Annotated in this window: 23 protein-coding genes; 12 read left to right on the top strand and 11 right to left on the bottom strand. The window is 32.4% G+C overall.

Features of this window, described 5'->3' with window-relative positions; genetic code table 11:
- Positions 1–68: 68 nt before the first annotated feature.
- The 4 genes from OLM52_RS00325 to OLM52_RS00310 all read right to left on the bottom strand — a co-directional run bounded on the left by OLM52_RS00325 (position 69) and on the right by OLM52_RS00310 (position 3,367).
- Positions 69–1,070 (bottom strand): 5'-nucleotidase, encoded by a 1,002-nt coding sequence (locus OLM52_RS00325; protein ID WP_264549174.1) that lies wholly within the window; start codon positions 1,068–1,070, stop codon positions 69–71.
- 170 nt (positions 1,071–1,240) lie between these two features.
- Complete coding sequence (locus tag OLM52_RS00320) at positions 1,241–2,050, bottom strand: helix-turn-helix domain-containing protein (RefSeq protein ID WP_264549173.1); 810 nt, start codon at positions 2,048–2,050, stop codon at positions 1,241–1,243.
- 10 nt (positions 2,051–2,060) lie between these two features.
- On the bottom strand, positions 2,061–2,540 hold the full coding sequence (locus OLM52_RS00315) for a manganese efflux pump (protein WP_264549172.1): 480 nt from the start codon (positions 2,538–2,540) through the stop codon (positions 2,061–2,063).
- Between the two features lie 80 nt (positions 2,541–2,620).
- A complete protein-coding gene (locus tag OLM52_RS00310) occupies positions 2,621–3,367 on the bottom strand; it encodes an SDR family NAD(P)-dependent oxidoreductase (RefSeq protein WP_111409092.1) in 747 nt (248 codons plus the stop codon).
- An 811-nt stretch (positions 3,368–4,178) separates the two neighbouring features.
- Between OLM52_RS00310 and OLM52_RS00305 the strand changes: the two genes are divergently transcribed.
- The 9 genes from OLM52_RS00305 to OLM52_RS00265 all read left to right on the top strand — a co-directional run bounded on the left by OLM52_RS00305 (position 4,179) and on the right by OLM52_RS00265 (position 12,376).
- On the top strand, positions 4,179–6,296 hold the full coding sequence (locus OLM52_RS00305; protein WP_264549171.1) for a ribonucleoside triphosphate reductase: 2,118 nt from the start codon (positions 4,179–4,181) through the stop codon (positions 6,294–6,296).
- The gene (gene nrdD / locus OLM52_RS00300; protein WP_111567273.1) at positions 6,277–6,441 is read left to right on the top strand and encodes an anaerobic ribonucleoside-triphosphate reductase; all 165 of its coding nucleotides are present in this window, start codon (positions 6,277–6,279) and stop codon (positions 6,439–6,441) included. The genes OLM52_RS00305 and nrdD overlap by 20 nt, the downstream gene beginning before the upstream one ends.
- Complete coding sequence (locus OLM52_RS00295; protein ID WP_264549170.1) at positions 6,398–7,120, top strand: anaerobic ribonucleoside-triphosphate reductase activating protein; 723 nt, start codon at positions 6,398–6,400, stop codon at positions 7,118–7,120. The genes nrdD and OLM52_RS00295 overlap by 44 nt, the downstream gene beginning before the upstream one ends.
- 33 nt (positions 7,121–7,153) lie before the next feature.
- The gene (locus OLM52_RS00290; protein ID WP_264549169.1) at positions 7,154–7,588 is read left to right on the top strand and encodes an RrF2 family transcriptional regulator; all 435 of its coding nucleotides are present in this window, start codon (positions 7,154–7,156) and stop codon (positions 7,586–7,588) included.
- A gap of 36 nt (positions 7,589–7,624) precedes the next feature.
- Entirely contained in the window at positions 7,625–8,560 is a 936-nt protein-coding gene (gene nadA, locus OLM52_RS00285) for a quinolinate synthase NadA (RefSeq protein WP_264549168.1), read from the top strand.
- Between the two features lie 6 nt (positions 8,561–8,566).
- The gene (gene nadB / locus OLM52_RS00280) at positions 8,567–10,090 is read left to right on the top strand and encodes an L-aspartate oxidase (RefSeq protein WP_264549167.1); all 1,524 of its coding nucleotides are present in this window, start codon (positions 8,567–8,569) and stop codon (positions 10,088–10,090) included.
- Positions 10,090–10,521 (top strand): c-type cytochrome, encoded by a 432-nt coding sequence (locus tag OLM52_RS00275; protein ID WP_264369703.1) that lies wholly within the window; start codon positions 10,090–10,092, stop codon positions 10,519–10,521. The genes nadB and OLM52_RS00275 overlap by 1 nt, the downstream gene beginning before the upstream one ends.
- The gene (locus OLM52_RS00270) at positions 10,518–11,843 is read left to right on the top strand and encodes a cbb3-type cytochrome c oxidase subunit I (protein ID WP_264549166.1); all 1,326 of its coding nucleotides are present in this window, start codon (positions 10,518–10,520) and stop codon (positions 11,841–11,843) included. The genes OLM52_RS00275 and OLM52_RS00270 overlap by 4 nt, the downstream gene beginning before the upstream one ends.
- 95 nt (positions 11,844–11,938) lie before the next feature.
- On the top strand, positions 11,939–12,376 hold the full coding sequence (locus OLM52_RS00265; RefSeq protein WP_264549165.1) for an RrF2 family transcriptional regulator: 438 nt from the start codon (positions 11,939–11,941) through the stop codon (positions 12,374–12,376).
- A gap of 28 nt (positions 12,377–12,404) precedes the next feature.
- On the opposite strand, the gene OLM52_RS00260 is transcribed toward OLM52_RS00265, so the two are convergent.
- The 3 genes from OLM52_RS00260 to OLM52_RS00250 form a co-directional block, all read right to left on the bottom strand.
- Positions 12,405–14,390, bottom strand: coding sequence for a TonB-dependent receptor (locus OLM52_RS00260; RefSeq protein ID WP_264549164.1), 1,986 nt, complete (start codon positions 14,388–14,390; stop codon positions 12,405–12,407).
- Positions 14,391–14,454: 64 nt separating this feature from the next.
- Complete coding sequence (locus OLM52_RS00255) at positions 14,455–15,300, bottom strand: hypothetical protein (protein ID WP_264549163.1); 846 nt, start codon at positions 15,298–15,300, stop codon at positions 14,455–14,457.
- Between the two features lie 114 nt (positions 15,301–15,414).
- A complete protein-coding gene (locus OLM52_RS00250; RefSeq protein ID WP_264549162.1) occupies positions 15,415–15,789 on the bottom strand; it encodes a hypothetical protein in 375 nt (124 codons plus the stop codon).
- 121 nt (positions 15,790–15,910) lie between these two features.
- On the opposite strand from OLM52_RS00250, the gene OLM52_RS00245 reads away from it, so the two are divergent.
- The 3 genes from OLM52_RS00245 (at position 15,911) to OLM52_RS00235 (ending at position 18,347) form a co-directional block, all read left to right on the top strand.
- The gene (locus OLM52_RS00245; RefSeq protein WP_264549161.1) at positions 15,911–16,498 is read left to right on the top strand and encodes a Crp/Fnr family transcriptional regulator; all 588 of its coding nucleotides are present in this window, start codon (positions 15,911–15,913) and stop codon (positions 16,496–16,498) included.
- Positions 16,498–17,715, top strand: a complete 1,218-nt coding sequence (locus tag OLM52_RS00240; protein ID WP_264549160.1) for a hypothetical protein — start codon at positions 16,498–16,500, stop codon at positions 17,713–17,715. The genes OLM52_RS00245 and OLM52_RS00240 overlap by 1 nt, the downstream gene beginning before the upstream one ends.
- Before the next feature lie 77 nt (positions 17,716–17,792).
- Positions 17,793–18,347, top strand: coding sequence for a fasciclin domain-containing protein (locus tag OLM52_RS00235; protein ID WP_264549159.1), 555 nt, complete (start codon positions 17,793–17,795; stop codon positions 18,345–18,347).
- A 104-nt stretch (positions 18,348–18,451) separates the two neighbouring features.
- Here the strand turns inward: OLM52_RS00235 and OLM52_RS00230 are convergent, their stop codons facing one another.
- From OLM52_RS00230 to OLM52_RS00215, 4 genes are read right to left on the bottom strand one after another with little or no spacing between them, the layout of a single operon-like run.
- Entirely contained in the window at positions 18,452–18,823 is a 372-nt protein-coding gene (locus OLM52_RS00230) for a group III truncated hemoglobin (protein ID WP_264549158.1), read from the bottom strand.
- Between the two features lie 36 nt (positions 18,824–18,859).
- Entirely contained in the window at positions 18,860–19,627 is a 768-nt protein-coding gene (locus OLM52_RS00225; RefSeq protein ID WP_264549157.1) for an ABC transporter permease, read from the bottom strand.
- The gene (locus tag OLM52_RS00220) at positions 19,611–20,333 is read right to left on the bottom strand and encodes an ABC transporter ATP-binding protein (protein ID WP_264549156.1); all 723 of its coding nucleotides are present in this window, start codon (positions 20,331–20,333) and stop codon (positions 19,611–19,613) included. The genes OLM52_RS00225 and OLM52_RS00220 overlap by 17 nt, the downstream gene beginning before the upstream one ends.
- A complete protein-coding gene (locus OLM52_RS00215) occupies positions 20,330–21,559 on the bottom strand; it encodes a nitrous oxide reductase family maturation protein NosD (protein ID WP_264549155.1) in 1,230 nt (409 codons plus the stop codon). Before OLM52_RS00215 ends, OLM52_RS00220 begins: the two co-directional genes overlap by 4 nt.
- Between the last annotated feature and the right edge of the window lie 2 nt (positions 21,560–21,561).

Genomic DNA, 21,561 nt, shown 5'->3' with positions numbered 1-21,561 from the left:
TTAGTCTTTTATTAATTTGTAGTTTCGCTTATAGCATATCGCCAAACCGCTGTTGTGTGATCGTTGCTTTAAATATTTTCAGATTCTTTAACTTCTTTTGCTTCAATTTCCTTTTCTTGTAACTTTTCTGTTATAATTCTTTGGTCGTATTTTTTCATTGGAGAATTCGATTTATATAGTACCTTACCACAGGGTACAACTTTTCTCGAACCATCTAAATGAATTTCTTGGTCATCAAAGAAAATGTGTGCTCCAAAAGCTTTTAATACATTCTCTTTTGACAAACCTCCCATAAAGTATGCTTCGTCTACATATACACCCCAATGTCTTAAAGTTTTGATTACTCTCATATGACTTGGAGCATTTCTTGCCGTAACAATTGCAATTCGTAATGGAGTCAATTCAATAGTCATTGGAAGTTTTTCTTGAATTTTAGACAACTTTTTAAGTAATTCAGCAAAAGGACCACCGTTTAAAGGAACATCTTCATTTTCCTCTTCGTGTTTATGGAACGCTTGTAAATCTTGAGTTTTATAAATTAGTTCGGATTCTTCTGAAAAAACAACCGCATCAGCGTCAAATGCAAACTTGACACGTTCTGTTTCAGGATTGTAGTCCAAAGGAGCATCGTAAATTAAAGCTGTCGCACAATTCGAATTATCAATTACTTTTTGAACTTCTTTTTCATCTTTAGAAAGAAATAAGTCAACATCAAAAGCATCTAAAAAAGGTGATAAAGGTTCACCTCCAGAAAAAGCCCATCTTGTCAAAGGTAAATTATAGTGTTTAATAGCTTTTAATACTCTTACTCCCGTTTCAGGACTATTCCTTGACATTACAACAACTTCCACTATTGGTTTTTTCGGGTCAACGTAGTCATTTAATTTTAATAATGCTTGAATTAATGGAAAAGCTGTACCTTTTTCAAGTAATTCATCCTCGTGTTCTAATTGATATTTTCTAAAGCCTACAATATTTTCTTTTTTGAAAATTTCATTCTCTTTTTCAAGATTAAATAAGGCTCTTGAAGACACACCTACTACTAATATTTCTGAAAAGTCTAATGCCATAATTTTTACTTAATTTGTTAAGAGTATTTCTGTTTTGCAATGTCGCACAACGTTCCGGCGCTTGGCGAGGTTGCGAACTTCGGAACTGATTATTTTCTATCAAAGATAAAATTTCTTGCGAGAAATAAACGTGTATTTACTACAAAATTCGCAATCTTGCCAAACGCCTGTTAGCTGTGGTTTTTTTCTATTTCTGAAGGGTTTATTCCAAATTCTGCTTTGAAACTTCTTGAAAAATGAGAGAAATTTATAAAACCTACATCGTCATAAATTTCATTGGGCTTTTTGCCTTGTTTTGATATTAAAAAGTGGGCTAAATCTAATCGCTTTTTGATAAGCCATTTGTTAGGGGTTTGATTGAAAATTTCTTGGAAATCTCTTTTAAATGTTGAAATACTCCTACCTGTGAGTTTTGCAAATTGCGCCAACGGAATATTGTGCATATAATTTTTGTTCATATACGCTTCCAAGTCAATTTTAAAATCGTCTTCAAAATTGAAAAGTAAATTTTGAATTGTGGTATACCGAAGCAAAAGTTCAATAATCTCAAAAGTTTTAATAGTCGCTAAATTATTGGTGAGTGCCTCTTGATTTTCAAAATAAGGAAGCATAGAATCGAAAAACCCTTTTAAAAATGGGTCGGGTTGAAATATAAAATTAGGTTTTCCTAAATAATTTCCTTTTGGTAAAATATGGTGTTCTTTTGAATAATTATACAACGTTTCTTTGGGTAAAAAAATGCTGATACTCATAAAGGGTTTATTGTCTTGAGGGATTTTTTGGGTTTTTACTAATTGATTTTTTGATACAAAACCAATATCGCCTTTGTTATACTGAAAGGTTTCTATGCCGTCGTTAATTATCATTTTTCCATTTAGAACACAGACCAAAGCGTGGTCTTGAACAAAAGGTTCAAAATTTTTTTTCTCTTGCGATGTGCAAGAAAACAAAATATTAATTAGAGTTCTATCTTCAATCATTATTTCAGAATTATGATTTTAATTGTTCGTAATAAATTGTCGCTCTTTCTTTTGAAAAATAATCGATTACGGCAAAAGCCATTCCGAATAATATTAATGAAATGGCGATTGCTTTTAAATGGACATTTTGTGTAAGATAAAGCAGGGCAATGGCTATGAGAAAACAAGCCAAACTAATAGCGATAGACATTGGGTATAAATATTGAAAATCATCTACACGTTTAATTTCGGCATTTATAAATTCTTTTGGGTTTTGCTCATATTTTTTCGCAATTTCTTGCTTTTGTTTTCCGTTGGAACGAATCATATTTGCACCTGTTATAGAAAAAAATATACCTATAACCAACATTGGAATCAGCAATGCTTTTGCGGTTGGCGTATTCCCTAAAAAGTAAAATAGTAAAGCCGCTAAGATTAAGAAAAATCCAAATCCGAGGATAAATTTTCCCTCAAATATTTCTCCGTTATACCAATTTATAGTGTTTTGCATTATATCCATTTTTATTAATTTTTTAAATAGAAAAGGCTGTCTCTTTTTAGACAGCCAATTTAGGGATTTATTTATTTTGTTTATTTTGCATTATAGCCACCGTCAATACTCAATACAGTTCCCGTCATAAAAGGATTTTCGTCTGAAGCCAAAAAGAAAATTCCTTTTGCAATATCTTCCGGTTCACCTAAACGTTTCATTGGGTGCAATGCTTCAATTCCCGAAACATCATAAGTTCCCGAAGCAATTGCATTTTTCAAAATATCGGTTTTAATTGCTCCTGGTGCAACTGCATTTATACGAATATTTTTGGTAGCGTAATCCAATGCACCACCTTTGGTTAAACCAACAACGGCGTGTTTAGAAGCGTTGTATTGAGCCGTGCTTACTAATCCATTCAAACCTGCTATGGAAGCAAGGTTTACGATAGTTCCGCCACCTGTTTTCAACATTGCATTAATGGCGTGTTTCATTCCGTAATAAACACCCATTACATTAGTTTCCAGCATTTGTTTCAGTTCGTCCGATTCTGTATCAGCCAATAAAGCATTTCCTAAAGAAACTCCTGAATTGTTAACGATAGAATCTAATTTTCCAAATTTTTCAACCGTTTTGTCAATTACGTTTTTAACTTGTTCTTCACGCGTTACATCTAAAGGAAAGAAAGTTACCTCTGCACCTTCTTTTTTAAATTCTTCCAAAACTTCCGTTTCTTTGTTCGCATTTCTACTTGTAATAACAACATTGTATCCATTTTTTGCAAAATGTAGAGCTGTTGCTTTGCCAATACCTGTTGTTCCACCTGTGATAATTACTGTCTTTGCCATTTTTATTTTATTTTAAAGTTATTTGACAAAATTAAAACAGTTTTAATGATAATGTTTTTCTGTAAAGTTCAAATTGTTTTTCTGTGAGGTTTGGAACAGTGTTTCGGTAAAATCACAGCTAACTTATTTATATGCTCATTTTTATACTATTTAGTTGAACATAGCTAGCTGTTTTGGGGTAGATATGCTCAACTATTGTTGCGTATTATTTTTTATAAATCATTAAAATGGCTTTTAATCTGCTGAATATTTTTGCTACTCTATATGCTAAGTCAATTTACATCTTATTTTGTATCGCACTATAGCTAACAAACAACTACTTATCTTTTTCATCTCGAAAGATTTGTTCTGGATTCCGATTAATCATTGTCATAAAAAACTTACTTCCAAACATAAGAAAAAAAAAGGTGCTAAACAACCCGTAAAAATACCTGATTTTCAAACCAGGTATTTTTACGGGGGTACCTTCGGTAGCTAAAGTAAATAAAGGGTTTCAATAAATTTTACGGAAAACCGTAAACCATATTAATAAAAATAAATATTTTCAAAAATTAATTATTGAGCCAAATCAACAGACAACCAATAACTAAACTATCTATTTTTTGATCATTTATAGAATCAATTTACTTCATCTTTTTTTAAATAGCAAAATATATTCGTTTACAATTATGAGTGGATTATAAATAATTATTTACAAAACAACTTATTAACAATAATTACCATTAAATTGTTGATTACTATTTATTCAAACAAGACTAAAAAGTCTTTTTAATATCTAAATTTGCTCCATACCACAATAAAATTCTGCAATATGGACAAATTTGTAATCAAACGAAATGGCACGTATTTACCCTTTGAACCTTTCAAAATAGAAGAAGCCATTAGAAAAGCTTTTGCCAGTGTAAGCGAAACTTTAAACCTAAAAGTTATTGAAACGGTGTTCCAATTGTTGTCTCATCAAGACACTTGGGCAGTAGAAGACATTCAAGATAAAATTGAAAAAACACTTTACGAATATGGACATTATGAAGTAATGCGTTCTTTCATGTTGTTTCGTCATACTCGAAAACTTCAACGCGAACACGTATTAGGCTTGAATGATGACACCACTTATGTTGACAGTACCCAAACCATAGAAGAATACACCAACCAAACCGATTGGCGCATCAATGCCAACGCTAATACTTCGTATTCCAACGCAGGTTTAGTGAATAATGTCGCAGGAAAAATCATTGCGAATTATTGGTTAGACAAAGTCTATTCTAAAGAAGAAGGCTACGCACATCGTAATGGCGATATTCACATTCACGACTTAGATTGCTTAACGGGTTATTGTGCGGGTTGGAGTTTACGTGTTTTATTAAATGAAGGTTTTAATGGTGTTCGAGGCAGAGTGGAAAGCAGACCACCTAATCATTTTAGAGAAGCATTAGGGCAAATGGCCAATTTTTTAGGAATATTACAAAGCGAATGGGCAGGTGCTCAAGCGTTTAGTTCGTTTGACACCTATTTAGCTCCTTATGTTTTCAAAGATAATTTATCGTATGAAGATGTTTTAAAAGCGATTCGAAGTTTCGTCTACAACTTGAATGTTCCAGCACGTTGGGGACAATCGCCGTTCACGAATATTACTTTAGATTGGGTAGTTCCGGATGATTTGAAAGAGCAAATCCCAACACGAAACGAACAACACCTTTTCAAAGGAATCACTTCAGAAGATTTCATAAAAAGAGCCCAAGAAAGAGGCGCTTCAGACATAACCGAAATGCGTTACGAACATTTCCAAAAAGAAATGAATCTCATCAACAAAGCCTATTATACCGTTATGACCGAAGGCGATGCTCATGGACAACCGTTCACCTTCCCTATTCCAACGGTTAATATTACCGAAGAGTTTGATTGGTACGGAGAAAACACCGATATTCTTTTTGAAAATACCGCAAAAATTGGTTCGTCTTACTTCCAAAATTTCATTGGTAGTCAATATACATATGATGAAAACGGCAATAAAGTTGAAAATCCAAATGCCTACAAACCGAATGCCGTACGAAGTATGTGCTGCCGTTTACAACTCGATTTACGCGAATTATTAAAAAGAGGAAATGGCTTATTCGGAAGTGCGGAAATGACCGGAAGTATCGGTGTCGTAACTATTAATATGGCGCGATTAGGTTATTTGAACAAAGGCAATAAAGCCAAATTATATTCCGATTTAGATCGTTTGTTAGAAATTTCGAAAGCAACTTTAGAGAAAAAACGCGTTTTCATTCAGGAAATGTATGATAGAGGATTATTTCCATATACCAAACGTTATTTACCACACTTTAGAAACCACTTCTCTACAATTGGTGTGAACGGAATTAACGAAATGATTCAAAATTTCACCGACGGAAAAGAAGACATTGTTTCGGATTACGGAATGGCATTCGCAACTGAAATTTTGGAACACATCCGAACCAAAATGAGAGCTTATCAAGAAGAAACAGGCAATTTATACAACTTAGAAGCTACTCCGGCAGAAGGTACAACCTATCGTTTTGCCAAAGAAGATAAAAAACGGTATTCCGATATTATTCAAGCGGGTGAAGGCGAAAATATTTACTACACGAACAGTTCGCAATTGCCCGTAGATTACACCGAAGATCCGTTTGAAGCTTTGTTATTACAAGATAATTTACAATGTCAGTACACTGGAGGAACGGTTTTACACCTATACATGAACGAAAAATTGAGTTCGGTAGAAGCGTGTCGTAATTTCATTAAAAAAGTAATTACGAATTTTAAATTGCCATATATCACGGTGACTCCAGTTTTCAGCGTTTGTCCAAAACATGGCTATTTGAATGGCGAACACGAATATTGTCCTAAATGCGATGAAGAATTATTAGCAACCTTAAATACAACCTCTTATGCAAACACAAACCACTGAAGCTTTGCTTCAACACAATGAAAAAAGAACCAAATGTTTGGTTTATACACGAGTAATGGGCTATCACAGACCCGTAGAAAGTTTTAATATTGGAAAAAAAGGTGAACACAAACAACGAACCCACTTTAGAGAATGTAAATCTTAATTTTCTAAACAAAAAAGCCATTCATAGTTTTACACCCTTCACCCTATTAGATTATCCCGATAAATCGGCTTGTATCTTATGGTTTGCAGGGTGTAATATGAAATGTGATTATTGTTACAATCCCGAAATAGTTTTCGGAAAAGGTTCTTTTTACTTTTCCGAAATTGTTTCGTTTTTAAAATCGAGAAGAAATTTGTTGGATGCTGTAGTTTTTAGCGGTGGAGAATGTTTGATTCACAAAGACATTATTCTATTTATCAAATTAGTGAAAAGTTTAGGTTTTTTAATTAAAGTGGATACAAATGGAAGTCAGCCCAAAGTACTCGAAAAACTAATAGAAGAACAACTCATCGATTATGTGGCTTTGGATTTTAAAGGTCCGAAAGAAAAATTCTATACAATTACTAAATCTGATTTTTTTACTCAATTTATAAGTTGCTTCAAATTGCTTCAAGCGAGTTCCATTCCATTTGAAGTCCGAACTACTTATCATTCTTCGCTATTTAATCCAGAAGATATTGCAGCAATGCAAAACGTTTTATTGGAATTAGGGTACGATAAAAACTTTTACATTCAAAATTTTAGAAATTATCAAAATACGATTGTACCACTACCCGATTCGCAATCAATTTCGGAAAAGGATATCCATCAGAATATGACTAAAATCATATTTCGATGATTTAAAATCCCTAACTTTGTGTAAATTTTAAATATGTTTTCGAAAACCTGTGAATATGCCATACGAGCTACAATTTACATTGCCTCAGAATCGTCTGCAGGTAAACGTTGTGGTATTCGGGATATTGCTAGAAAAATTGAATCGCCAGAACCTTTTACAGCTAAAATATTACAGCGTTTAGTAAAAGCCGACATCATAAAATCGATTAAAGGAAATGGTGGTGGATTTGAAATTGAAAAAGCACAATTGAAACAAATAAAATTAGACCAGCTGGTAAAAGCTATCGACGGAAATGACTTATTTGACCGATGCAGTTTAGGACTTCATGATTGTTCCGACAAACAACCTTGTCCATTTCATCATAAATATAAGCCATTACGTGAAAATTTGAAAAAAACCCTTAGAGAGACTTCCCTTCTTGATTTAATTAGTGAATTCAATACTGGAGAGACTTTTCTTAAGCTTTAAAAAATTTACTTATATAGAAGATAAAAACATCCTTTAATGAAAACGATTACGTATTTAAAAGAAAAGATTCTTGCTCTAAAGAAAGAAAAAAATGCAGTTATTCTCGCCCATTATTATCAAGAAGAAGCTATTCAAGAAATAGCGGATTTTGTAGGTGATAGTCTTGAATTATCAAGAAAAGCATCTCAAGTTGATGCTGATATTATTGTTTTTGCAGGAGTGTATTTTATGGCAGAAACAGCTAAAATTGTCAATCCTAATAAAAAAGTAATCGTTCCTGATGTAAAAGCAGGATGTTCACTTGCCGATGGATGTACACACGATGAATTCAAAGCCTTTTTAGAAAAATATCCAAATCATACCGTTGTAACATACATCAATTGCACAGCCGAAGTGAAAACTTTAACCGATATAGTTTGTACTTCTTCCAATGCTAAAAAAGTGATTGCTTCCATTCCAGAAGACCAACCCATTGTGTTTGCTCCCGATAAAAATTTAGGCAAATATTTAATCGCACAAACTGGAAGAGATATGGTTTTATGGGAAGGCTCTTGCATTGTTCACGAAGCGTTTTCCTTAGAAAAATTAATCGACTTATATAAAAAACATCCAACCGCTACCATCATTGCTCATCCTGAATCGGAAACGCATATTTTAAAAGTAGCACACTACATTGGTTCCACTTCGGGAATGCTGAATCATGTAAAAACTAGTTCGAATGACACTTTTATCGTAGCCACAGAAGCGGGAATTTTACACCAAATGCAATTGGATAATCCAACCAAAACATTAATTCCAGCGCCTTCAAAAGAAGACAATACGTGTGCGTGCAGTGAGTGTGCGTTTATGAAAGTCAACACCTTAGAAAAACTCTATCAATGTTTACAAGATGAAAGTCCAGAAGTACATTTGGATAACGAAATCATCGAAAAAGCTTTACTTCCTATTCAAAGAATGTTAGCGCTAAACTAAAACATCATGCAAAATTTAGAAACAGATATATTAATAGTAGGCACAGGATTAGCAGGATTATCTCTAGCGAAATATCTCAGTGAACAAAATCCAAACCTACAAATCACCTTACTTAGCAAAACTTCCATTGACGAGTGCAATACCTATTACGCTCAAGGCGGAATTGCCGTAGTACACGACTTTATCAAAGACAGTTACCAACAACATATTCAAGACACCTTACTTGCAGGAAAAGGCATTTGCGATAAAAAAGTAGTCGAACATGTGATTACAGAAGCTCCTGCCCGATTGCAAGAATTGATTCAATGGGGCGTGGAATTAGATAAGAATAATTCAGGCGAATTGGATTTAGGATTAGAAGGCGGCCATTCTCAAAATCGTATTGTACATCACAAAGACAAAACAGGATTAGAAATTGAAACCAAGTTGATTCAAGTCGTTCAAAATTTGGCGAATGTTACCATAAGAACTTCTTTTTTTGCCACAGATGTTTTGCTAGATGATCAAAAATGCATCGGAATCATTGGATTTGATGAAAAAAGTGAAGTGACTTCCATCGTAGCAAAAGCAACTGTTTTAGCAACTGGTGGATCGGGACAAGTGTTTAGCGTTACTTCTAATCCGTTTGTTTCTACTGGAGATGGTGTGGCGATGGCATATCGAGCGGGCGCTAAATTGGAAAAAATGAAACATATTCAATTTCATCCCACAGCACTTTACGAACCTAATAAAAGTCAGGCGTTCTTAATCACCGAAGCGATTCGAGGATTTGGAGCTCATATTTTAAATCATAAAATGGAGCGTTTTGTTTTCGAATATCATCCTGATGGTGAATTAGCAACTCGAGATATTGTTTCGAAAGCCATTTCTGACGAAATGAAGAAAGAACATTCTAAACACGTTTGGCTCGACGTAAGACATTTACCGTTAGAAACGTTTAAAACAAAATTTCCAAAGGTTTACAACTATTGCTTTGAAAACGGAATTGATGTTTCCAAAGATTTAATTCCGATAACTCCTGCAGCGCATTATCAATGTGGCGGAATTGTGGTGAATGAAATGGGAGCTACTTCTATCAAACAATTGTTCGCCATTGGAGAATGTTCGCACACGGGACTTCATGGCTCGAACCGATTGGCTTCTAATTCACTATTGGAAGCGATTGTTTATGCGCATGATTCGGCTAATCATTTGATTTCTCTAATGGATACTATTAAAATGAATAAGGTTGAAATTATCCCTATTCGTTATAAAAACATTCATCATGACGAAGTTTTGCAATTTAAAAACCAACTGCAACATTTCATGAAATACGATTCTTTGTATGCCAATACCAAAAACACTGAAAAAGTATATGAAATGGTCACCGAGATGAGCAAACGCTTCAAAATGAAATTCAAAAATTATAATTCACATCCTTTTTTATGTGAAACTTATAATCTAATTCAAACCGCAGAAATCATTTTAAAAGATTGTTTACCCAAAAGATACCGCGTAAAATCGGTTAAAAAAGAAAAAACTATTTCGTAATGCTGAACCTATTTGCCCATCCAAAACGCATTTTTTTGGTGCTTTTCGTTTGTTTCATAGCGTTTAGTGTTTGGATTTATGCTATTCCACTTTTTAGTCCAAGTCCTTATTCTGAAAAAGAACTTAATTTAGTAGCCGAAGGTAGATTGGTTTGGCAGAAACACAACTGTCATACTTGTCATCAATTGTATGGTTTAGGCGGTTATTTGGGTCCCGATTTAACGAATGTATATTCCAGAAGTGGCAATAACGAATATTACATTAGAGCAATAGTAAAATCAGGTGTTAAGCAAATGCCAGCCTTTGAAATATCGGAAGAGGAAATGAACGCCCTTTTGCAATTTTTAAAAAATGTAGATCAATCGGGAACTTCAAATCCGCAGGATTATCAGCCTGAAATACTAGGAACTTTTAGCTTAGAAAAGAAATGAGAAATATTGGAATTTGGCTCATCAGAATCGCCTTGTTATTATTGTTAGCAGGACTTTTTTTTGGACATTTAGCTTCCGAAAGCTACAGAATAACCGAACCAAAATCGGGTGTAATGGGATTTTTATCGCTTCGACCACTTCATGTGAGTAGTGCCTATTTAGGCATCATAACAGCGGGCTTAGGTTTTTTAACTTTAATCATTCAGAAAAAAAGAACTTCACAGTTTGGTACCTTTCTACAATACATTCATTTTACGCTTTGGATAATTGCTTTAACTGGGATTTTCTACAGTTACTTTACAGGTGATTTTGGAGGAAGAGAATATTGGGAATTCAATCCAGTGTGGGCTTTGCCTATTTTTATCTCTTTCATTGTCTTCTTGGTGTTCTATATTCATCAAATTGGATTTAAAGTAAAATGGCCTGTATATTATTGGATGTGGCTAACCGGATTGGTATTCTTTATTTTTACTTTCATTGAAAATTATTTGTGGATTTTTCCTTATTTCAGAGAGCATTTTATTGCCGATATGACCATTCAGTGGAAAGTAAATGGTTCGCTCGTGGGTGCTATAAATCAAATCATTTATGGTGTTGCATTTTACTTGATGGAAAAAATTAGTGGCGACGAAAAATCGTCCTACCAAAAACTATCATTTGCGATGTATTTTTTAGGAATGCTTAATTTGATGTTCAATTGGGGACATCATATTTACTTGCTTCCAACCGAAAAATTCATTCATTACATTGCCTATGCCGTGAGTATGACTGAATGGATTATCTTGATTCGAATTTTTTATAAATGGAGCAAACAAATAAAGGAAAACAAGCAGTTTTATTATTTCTTTCCTTACCGATTTTTAATGGCTGCTGATTATTGGGTTACCATAAACTTATCACTTGCGCTATTTATGTCAATTCCCGCGATTAACTTGTTCACACACGGAACACACATTACAGTGGCTCATGCGATGGGAACCACCATTGGAATTAACACCATGATTATCATTGCTGCTGCCTTTTATTTCATAAAACCTACTTTTAATAACAGTAAATGGAAACAATTTGGTACCATTACCTTTTGGTTAGTACAAGGTACACTCTTCCTTTTTCTGAGTTCATTGATTGGGATGGGAATTCATCGTGCGATTTGGCAAGCAGGATTAACTTCGGAAAGCTTTAGTAAAATGAGTAGTTCAAGTGAAAATTGGGTTTTACTATTTATTATATTTGGAACTATTTTATTTTTAAGTATGGGGACTTTTATAGTGTATTTGTTTGTCAAATCTTGGAAAAAAAACAAATTCGATTTTCCTTATTAAAGAATGTTTAATTGAAAAAGTGATGATAAAAATCATCCTATTAATACTAATTACATTGTATATTTGGCACTTAATTTTATAATTAACAGCCGATTATGTTTTCAAAATCATGTAATTATGCTATAAGAGCTACCATATTTATTGCCAAACATTCCTTAGAAGAAAAAAAGGTAGGTTTTGTTGATATTGCTAAAGAAATCGATTCGCCACAAGCATTTACTGCCAAAATTTTACAAATACTAGTTAAAGCAGAAATTATTGAATCCGTAAAAGGTGTAAATGGTGGATTTTATATTCCTAAAAAAAGAATTAAAAAAACTTTTCTAGTAGAAATTGTTAATGCAATTGACGGAGACGCAGTATTTCATGGCTGTGGCTTAGGTTTATCACAATGTTCTGAAAATCATCCTTGTCCAGTACATGATAAATTTAAAAGTATTCGAGATGAATTAGCGCGCATGCTAGAAACTACGAATTTAGAAGAATTAGCTTTAGGAATTAAATCAGGAGAAACTTTCTTGAAATCACTATAAAACCAATTCTTCTAAGCAATAGTATTTTTTAAAACTGAAACATCAAATTCATAAAGACATTTCGTCCCATTCTAGGCAGGTTTTTCCAATCTGTATATGTAGTGTAGTAAGTGTCAAATATGTTTTCAATACCTGTATTTAGCATTAATTTTGACTTCTCGAAGATAAATTTATAACCACAATTAACATTTATAATCGCATAATTTGGCGTTTTATCTTCTCCATAAAAAGCATTGTATTCGGTTTGCTTTGCATTTCCTTTTACTTGCAATTCCAAACTGAATTTTCTAGGCCTAAATCCTAAAGAAGCCATATAATTAAATGGACTCATAAAAGGTAATCCGTTGAATTTATTGTCCTTTCCTAAGTTATATACGAATTGTCCTTTCCAAATCCATGCGTCTGAAATTTGATAACTTACGGTAAAATCGGAAGAAAAAATAGTAGCGTAATCTAAAGCCGTATACACTTTAATTCCATTGGCTCCAATTGTCATGGGTGCAACCGAAGCATCTGGAATTCCTATGATATAATCATAAATATGAAAATAAGAAGCCGATAATTTGGTATTCCATTTTTCGTTTTTGAATCCAATATTGGCATTTCCTTCCAATGATTTCTCATTTTTTAAATTAGGGTTACCAATGTAATCAAATCCGTCAAAACTGTTGTATAAGTAAAACCCATAACCTTCAGAAACCGATGGAGCACGTTCCCCATATCCCATTCCGAATCCATACGAAATTCCTTCTTTGTTATAGAAATAATTAGTCGAAATACTTTTTAGGAATCGAGAATTTGAAGCTTCCATTTCAGGATAAAAAATCTGTAAACTTTGTAAACCGAAATCACTCGCAACATTGTTATTATGAAACCCTAAATTTGTAGTCACTTTCAAATTAGAATGGCAATTGATTTCAAAATTATCTTCCATATAAATTCCAGAATACAACGTACGAACATCAGGCCAAGTGTACATGAACATTAAATTTTCGTTTGGATTGGACGGATACATCGTCATTTCGGCAACGGAACGATTGTAAAACGAATTCAAAGTGGCTAAAAAATGATGTTTTTTATATTTTCCATTTACTTTCGAATAAAAGCCATAGGTATCACTCCAACCTGGCATATCCATGTGAATAGGAACATCAGGACGTTTAGTGTCGTCCATAGTGTGCGTAATTGTATTGAAATAAAGTTTGGTTTCCCAATTATCAATTTGCTCCAAATTAGGTTTGTAATTGAATTTTACTGAAGCAATTAAAGCTTCCGCTAGAGAAACATCCATTGGCAACGCAGGATAACCGACATCCGTAGCTCTATCAAAAATTACTGAAGCTTCAATGTTTTTATTGGGTGCCAATCGATAGCCAGAAGTAGCGGATAAATTCAATTTTCTGAATTGTGAAAACTCAATTTCTTTATTGTTTCCCGCTCTATAATTTTCGGCATCTCGAAACATGACATCAGTATCAACATAAAATAAACTATCCGCATAATTGATGGCCGAACCAATGATTTTTTGACGGTTATTCGATTCATAACCTGAGTTGACAAAGAATTCCCAACCTGCATTAGTAAATTGGCGTTGGCTTCTTTTTAAATCAATCGAACCTCCAATCGTATTTCCATGACTACTGCCTTGTTGCCCTGATGAAATCGTAGCTTCTGATAAATTAGAAACTTCGACATAGGAAGTCACAGGGTCCATTTTATCGGTACAAGCGCCAAAGATCCGCATTCCATCAATGGTTATCACTGTACGTTCTGTAGCCATTCCATTGATAATAGGTTCCCAAGCATAAGCGCCTCTTTTGATTAAATCTACTTTGCTTGATTTTTGTAACAATTCGTCTAAAGTGGCTAGAATTTTGGTTTGCTTTTCATGCAAAGTCGATTTTGTTCCCACTACTAAAACTTCTTTGAGCTCTTTGATTTTAATAGAATCCACTTCTTGACTAAGAGCAAAACAAAACGAAAGTGATAGAAAAAATACAAATAATTTTTTCATGATATAAAGAATTTGAAAAAGGTCATTAATAAAAGATTTTAACAACCTTTTTTAGAGATAAAAATTAAAACTCAATTTCGAAGAAAATACTACTTGATGTTAATGTTTCAGTGATTTCTTCACCTTTCAAAACAGTTCCATCTGCATTAGCTAATTGTAGATTTATTTTCCAATAACCAGTCATTGTTAGCGATAATTTTCCATTATACAATCCACCAGAAATAGATTGTGTAGCGTGAATATTATTTGGAGAAGAATGATTTCCCATACTTGGCATTCTAGGATCTATTTTTACAGTATAACCATCTACAATAGGGAAAGTCATCATATTTTGCATTTTCCATACCCCTATTTTCATATCGTTGATTGCTACTTTTGGCGAATTTGGATCAATTAAAGCAACTAAATATTTAGTTCCATCTGAACCCGTGAATGTATTTACTTTACGCTTTACTGTAGCAGGGACATCAATTACATCAGTAGCTGTATAATCAATACCGTTAATGGTGTAATCTATTTTTAAATCCCAATATTCAGTTGTGTTTTGCGCCATTTGGAACATAATATATCCTTCGTACAATGTCCCGTTTTCAGTAACTTTTTCCACCGCAGAATACGGACAAGAATGCGTCATTGAAGTCATATGCATTAATGGTGTCCAACTCACTTCTGCATTGTTGATGTAAGTACTACTTGTGTTTTCTTTTATTCTTAAGCTAATTTCATTGTATCCTTGTTCTAAACTTCCCATTTGAGAATACAATTCTATTGTATGAGTATCGTTTGTAATTTCTTTAAATTTAGTGATTCCGTCTAATTCATTTACAATAGTTTCATCATCGTTTGAACAAGACACAAAAGTTATGGCCATAGCAAATAACGCTACAATATATTTTATTGAAGTTTTCATTTTTTTTAATTAAAGTGATTGTAATTATATCTGAAATCATTTTATTCAGATAAATTATGATATAAGTTGAGTGGGTTAATTCAGAAAATTGAACTAACAAAATCCAATATTTAATTAAGAAATAAATGTAGGCGGATGAAAGAAGGCACAATCATTCAAGTGAAAGTATAAGTTAGAATAATTGTTACCAATAGAAGTTTTATTTAAAAAATAAATTTGTCTAATATCAATAGGTTTAATTTCTTGAAAAAATACAATTTCGGTTTGTTCGAAATTTATTTTTTTATCAGAAGAATTTTTTAAATTACCTTCTGAAGCTTTGGCTAATTCTTTTGTTAAATGACACTTACCATTACATTTTAGTTCAGGTTTCAATTTATTTTCACAAAGTTCATTAACAATATAATCATAATTAACCAAGTATTCAAAAACCGGAAGTATTGGCTTTAAAAACATTAAAAGGGTTAGTATGACTAGTAATTGCTTCATAGTACAAATTTAAATGAAATAAATAAGCGTTTAATATGATTTCAGTCATATTTTGTTTAATTTTATTGAGATTAATTTGTGCTTTATCTAAAAGAATTAAAGCCTACAATATAACTACTTTATGCAGATAGATTTAGATTTATTATTTACTTGGGGTGCTATAGCCAAAGAGTATAAGAAAAATGAAATTATTTTCCATGAAGAGGAATCTGCTAATTTCTATTACCAAATCATTGAAGGTTGCGTAAGAATGTTTAATTCAAATGAAGAAGGAAAAGAATTTACTCAAGGGTATTTTAAAAATGGTCAAAGTTTTGGCGAACCACCTTTGTTTATTAATGAAGTCTATCCTTCTACTGCATTAGCTTTCAAAGATTCTAAAATAATAAAAATATCAAAGGAGAAGTTCTTAAAGATTTTAGAGGAGTATCCCTTTATTCAAAAACAATTCTTGAATTTAATGGCAACTAGAATACACACCAAAGCCAGAACTACAAAAGACATAGTAAACCAAAAACCTGAGTTTCGAATTTTAGCTTTCTTAAATGCGCATAAAAATCTCGATTGTTCAAATAAAGAATTGGTTGCTTTTACAAGACAGGAAATTGCTAATTTTACAGGTTTACGAGTGGAAACAGTAATTCGAGAACTTTCAAGAATGAGCAAAACGAATAAAGTGGAAATTATTAATCACAAATTATATTACTGATGCCGTTTAAAACAACTTTTTGGATTCGATTTTCGATTTTTAATCTGATGCTTGTTGCATTATTAGGACTTTTAATGCGTTACAAGATTCTCTTTGAATTTCCACTTCTTGATCAAAAAAGTTTACAACATTCGCATTCTCATTTTGCTTTTGCTGGTTGGGTTACACATACTTTAATGACCCTTCTGATTGCTTTTTTACAAAAAAACGATACACTGCAAAAAATTGCGTTTAAGAAATACAATCTTGTATTGATTGGAAATTTAATTTGCTCTTATGTTATGCTGATTTCCTTTATCATTCAGGGATATGGCGCTATTTCTATAGCTTTTTCAACTCTTTCAATTTTTGTTTCTTATTGGTTTGCCTATGTTTTCTTTAAAGATTGTAAACACCTCGAAACATCTTCTGTAGCGATAAAATGGTTCAAAGCTGCTTTGTTTTTTAATGTGATTTCGTCCTTAGGTACTTTTGCTTTGGCTTACATGATGGCAACTAAAAACATTCATCAGAATGAATATTTGGCTTCTATTTATTATTATTTACATTTTCAATATAACGGCTGGTTTTTCTTTGCTTGTATGGGATTATTATTGGATTATTTAAAAATAACAACTAGTTCAAATCGTATTTATTCTCAATCATTTATACTTTTCTTTTGGTCGTGTATTGCGGGTTATTTTTTATCAACGCTTTGGTTAGATTTACCTCTTTGGATTTATATTATAACTGCCATTTCTGCTGTTGTTCAAGTAATTATTTGGTATTTATTGTTTAAAACTATTATTAAAGAGAATAAATCCATCTTTGTTAATCTTCCGGGATATTTAAAATATTTGATTATTTTTATCAGTTTGGCTTTAAGTGTAAAATTTTTATTACAATTAGGTTCAACTGCCCCTGCTGTAAGTGAATTAGCTTTTGGCTTTCGACCAATTGTGATTGCCTATTTACATTTGATTTTATTAGCTATCATTTCGCTATTTCTTCTGTTTTACGTTTATACAAATGATTTTGTAGTAATAAATAAAAAAACCACTTTAGGACTTTTTCTATTTAGTCTTGGAGTTATTTTAAATGAAGTAGTTCTAGGAATTCAAGGGGTTGCATCATTAAGCTACACTTTAATCCCTTTTATAAACGAGAGTTTATTTGGGATTGCCATACTTCTTTTTGCAAGTATTTTATGGACAACTTTTTTTACAAAAAAAGGATAAAAAGTATTTTTTATGATTCTACGCATAAAATAATCATCAGATAATCAGGTACTTTGTATATATAAATTTATACAAATATGAAAAATTCCATTAAAACTTTATTGTTAGCTAGTTTACTGATCACCTTTGGATGCAAACAGGGTGAAGAAACGACATCAGAATCAACATCAGAGACTACTGAAATACCTTCCGGAGGACAAGAAAATGTAGTTGATGCGACATCAAATCCAAACATTGTACAAACCGCTGCCGGGAGTAAAGATCACACCACATTGGTCACAGCAGTAAAAGCTGCAGGATTAGCAACCTCTTTAAGTAATGCTGGACCTTTTACTGTATTTGCGCCAACTAACGCCGCATTTGATAAATTACCTGCTGGAACTGTAGAAGGTTTATTAAAACCAGATAAAAAAGGCGATTTAGAAAACATTTTAGGTTATCACACCTATGTAGGTTCGTTGAAAGTCGAATATATGCAAGATGGTCAAGAATTTGATATGGTATATGGTGGGAAAGTAAAAATTACCAAACAAGGAGAAAAAACGTTTGTTAATGGATCTGAAATTGTTGCTACAATTGAAACATCTAACGGAATAATCCATGTAATTGGAGACGTTTTGCTTCCAAAATAGAAAACAATTATAAATTCATCTTTTATAAAGGTAAAAAGCGTAGACTTTACTAGTTTACGCTTTTTGTTTATATGCTTGCTATGATAATTATTAATAAAGATATATTAACTTAATGATTTATACATGATAACGTTGGCAATATTGAGTGCTCTTTCTTTAATTTCAGTAGCTTTTTCACCTTCAAATAACTCATCAACTGTTTTGGTAAATAAGATTACCCAATGTTCAAAATGTTCAGGTTTCATTGGATATTTGTTGTGTAAATCTTTATGCACTTGCATTGGACTTCCGTTGTAATTTCCGGTGAAAAAAAGTATGTTTTCCCAAAAATCGTACATTCTTGGCAAATGGATTTCCCAATTCACTTTAGCAATTTCGGTAAACAGAAAACCTATAACTGCATCTGTTTTTATTTTATCGTAAAATGTATTGACTAAAAGTTCAATATCTTTTCTATTTCTAATATCTGTTTTCATTATTGCAATTTGATTTAGTAGAAAAGCAAATTTCTGTTATAAGTCTTTCTTGTTGAATTTTCGCAATGAAATGAAAAAGGGAATAATTGCCCACAAACTTAACAATACAAAAGAAACAATTAAACCAATGGATGTACCAAAAAAATCTTTAAATATAGCGCCAGTGTACCCCATCATTGCTGAAACATCTAAATGCAATAAAATTTGAATTCGAGCCAAATCTATCGGACTAAAAGCGGTAATACCTACCATCATATTTTCAATTGGATATTCGGCTAATTGAAACAATAAAAACAATACCATTCCGTCAAATAATAGTGCGAAATACAACCAAATCATTATCGCTAAACCAATTCCTTTTGCTTTATCTCGGGTTAAAATTGAACTCAAAAAAGCCAAAGCAACAAATATGACGGAAATTAGACATCCATTGAGCAACATCATAAAACCGATACTATCTGGAGAATTAATTAACAACGGAATCCCTGCTCCAATAAAAAAAGCAAAAACCATTGCCGATGAAAGTCCGAAAAACAAGCTCAACCAAATTTTTCTTCTTTTTATAGGTTGACTTAGCAAAAGCTCAATAAACTCAGCACTGTTGTACAAATAAATAGTCGCGAATAATATTGAAACCAATGGAACTGTAAATAAAATTACGTTTAAGATAGTCAATAATCCTTTTGCAGAATTATCTTCCAACGCAAAAGAACTCCAAGATAAAATTGACAAAATCAGCGTGTAAGCTAGAACAATCTTATTTCTGATGATATCTGATAAGATGATTTTAATTATTCGATTCATTTTTTTTGTCCTTTAAAATTTTAGCAATCGCTTTTGAGATTTTTTCTTCTCCAGTATTCGCTTTTAACTCGTCTACTTTTTGATGAAAATGCACTTTTCCTTCCTGCATGAAAATGATTTCAGTAATTAAATCGTCTAATTCACTTAGTAAATGCGAGGTAATCAAAATCAATTTGCCCTTTTCTTTCTCTTTGATAATTTTTTCTTTCAATACCTCAGCAGCTAGCGGATCTAAACCAGCGGTGGGTTCGTCTAAAATAAGCACCTCTGGATTAAAAAGAAACGCCAAAACCGCACTTACTTTTTGTGTGGTTCCACCAGATAAAGTTCGCATTTGCTTATCAAACATTTTCTCTAATTCGAAAGCATTGAATAAATCTTCGTCCAAATTGTTTGAAGAATTTCGAATTTTTTTTATCATTTCGATAATTTGACCAATAGTCATATTATCTGGATATCTTCCAATCTGTGGCATATAGCCAATTTTTTCTCTGTACTGATATTCTCCTAAAACAGAGTTTCCGTTAAAATGAATTGTTCCGGTATCAGGCAGAACCATTCCTAAAACCGCTTTTATTAAAGTGGTTTTTCCACATCCGTTTGGACCAATTAAAGCGATGCATTCTCCTTTTTTACAAGAAAGATTGATGTTCTTTAAAACTTCAAATTTTCCAAACTTTTTATTCAGGTCTTTTATCTCAATCATAGTGGCATTGACTTCATTAAGGGCTTATTATCAATAAAATTATCTGGTGTTATACTAGGTAATACTTTTTCAGATTTATCTAAAAGCGTTATCATAAAACTTCGATACAGCAACATGGCAGAAGGCGTGTTTTCGGTAAGTACAGCAAATAAACTGAGCGGATGATAAGGAACGTCGCCCATCCCATCTTTATTTAAATCATAACCTTCATATTTATCCCAATAATTAGCATTGAATGTGTTTAAAACCAAGCTACCATTGGTACTAATATCAAAAGTGTTTTTTAAAAAATTATTGTTTACAATTTCGTTATCCATACAACTAGCTTGGATTTTCATTCCCCAACCATTTGATTTAAAAACGTTTTTTTCTACTTTAATTCGGGAAGTTCCTTCCATGTAAATTCCGGAAGTATTTTGAGCGAATCGATTATTGAAAATATAACTATCTGAAATTTCTTTCAGCAATAACCCATAGGCCGAATCTCCCCAATTTTCCTCAAAATAGTTATTGAACATTTTTACATTTTTGGTAAACATAACAGCTACTCCAGCACCATTATTTTTAAAAACATTAGTAATATAAGCATCGTCATTTGAAAACATGAAATGTAATCCGTATCGTATGTTGTTATTAGCAATATTTCTCCAAATTACGGAACTCGTAACAAATTCGAAATATATTCCGTCTCGGTGACCTTCAATTCGATTAGCAATAATTAAAATATCTTTTGATTTCCAACAATGTATTCCGTTGCCTAATTTTTGCTCTTCTTTTCCATATGCCTTTAGTGTATTATTTTTAATAATACAGTTTTGAGAATTTTGTAAATATATTCCAAAAAAATTATCGTCTAAAACATTATTTTGAATTAAAACATGACTTTTATTGTAAACTTTGATGCCGCATGGATCTGTAATAGTTGCATAAGCGCTTCGTATTACCTTGAAACCATCAACTACAACACTATCAGCGTGTATTGATAAAACTTCATGCTTTTTTTCACCATCTAAAACAGGTAAATCTTTTCCTAAAAAAACAATTTTTTTATCAATTATTATATTTCCTTCTTTGTACCATCCACTATGTACAATAACTGTATCACCCACTTTAGCTAAACTAATCCCTCTTTTAACAGACTTAATCGCATATTTTTTACCTACGTGAATAGTGGTAGCTTTTAGAGAAAGTGAAAAAAAAAGGAAAATAATTAAAAAATATTTCATTT

It is taken from the genome of Flavobacterium sp. N2820 (assembly GCF_025947285.1).
In the GTDB taxonomy this organism is placed as follows: domain Bacteria; phylum Bacteroidota; class Bacteroidia; order Flavobacteriales; family Flavobacteriaceae; genus Flavobacterium.
This window is presented reverse-complemented; position numbering and strand designations above follow the sequence as displayed.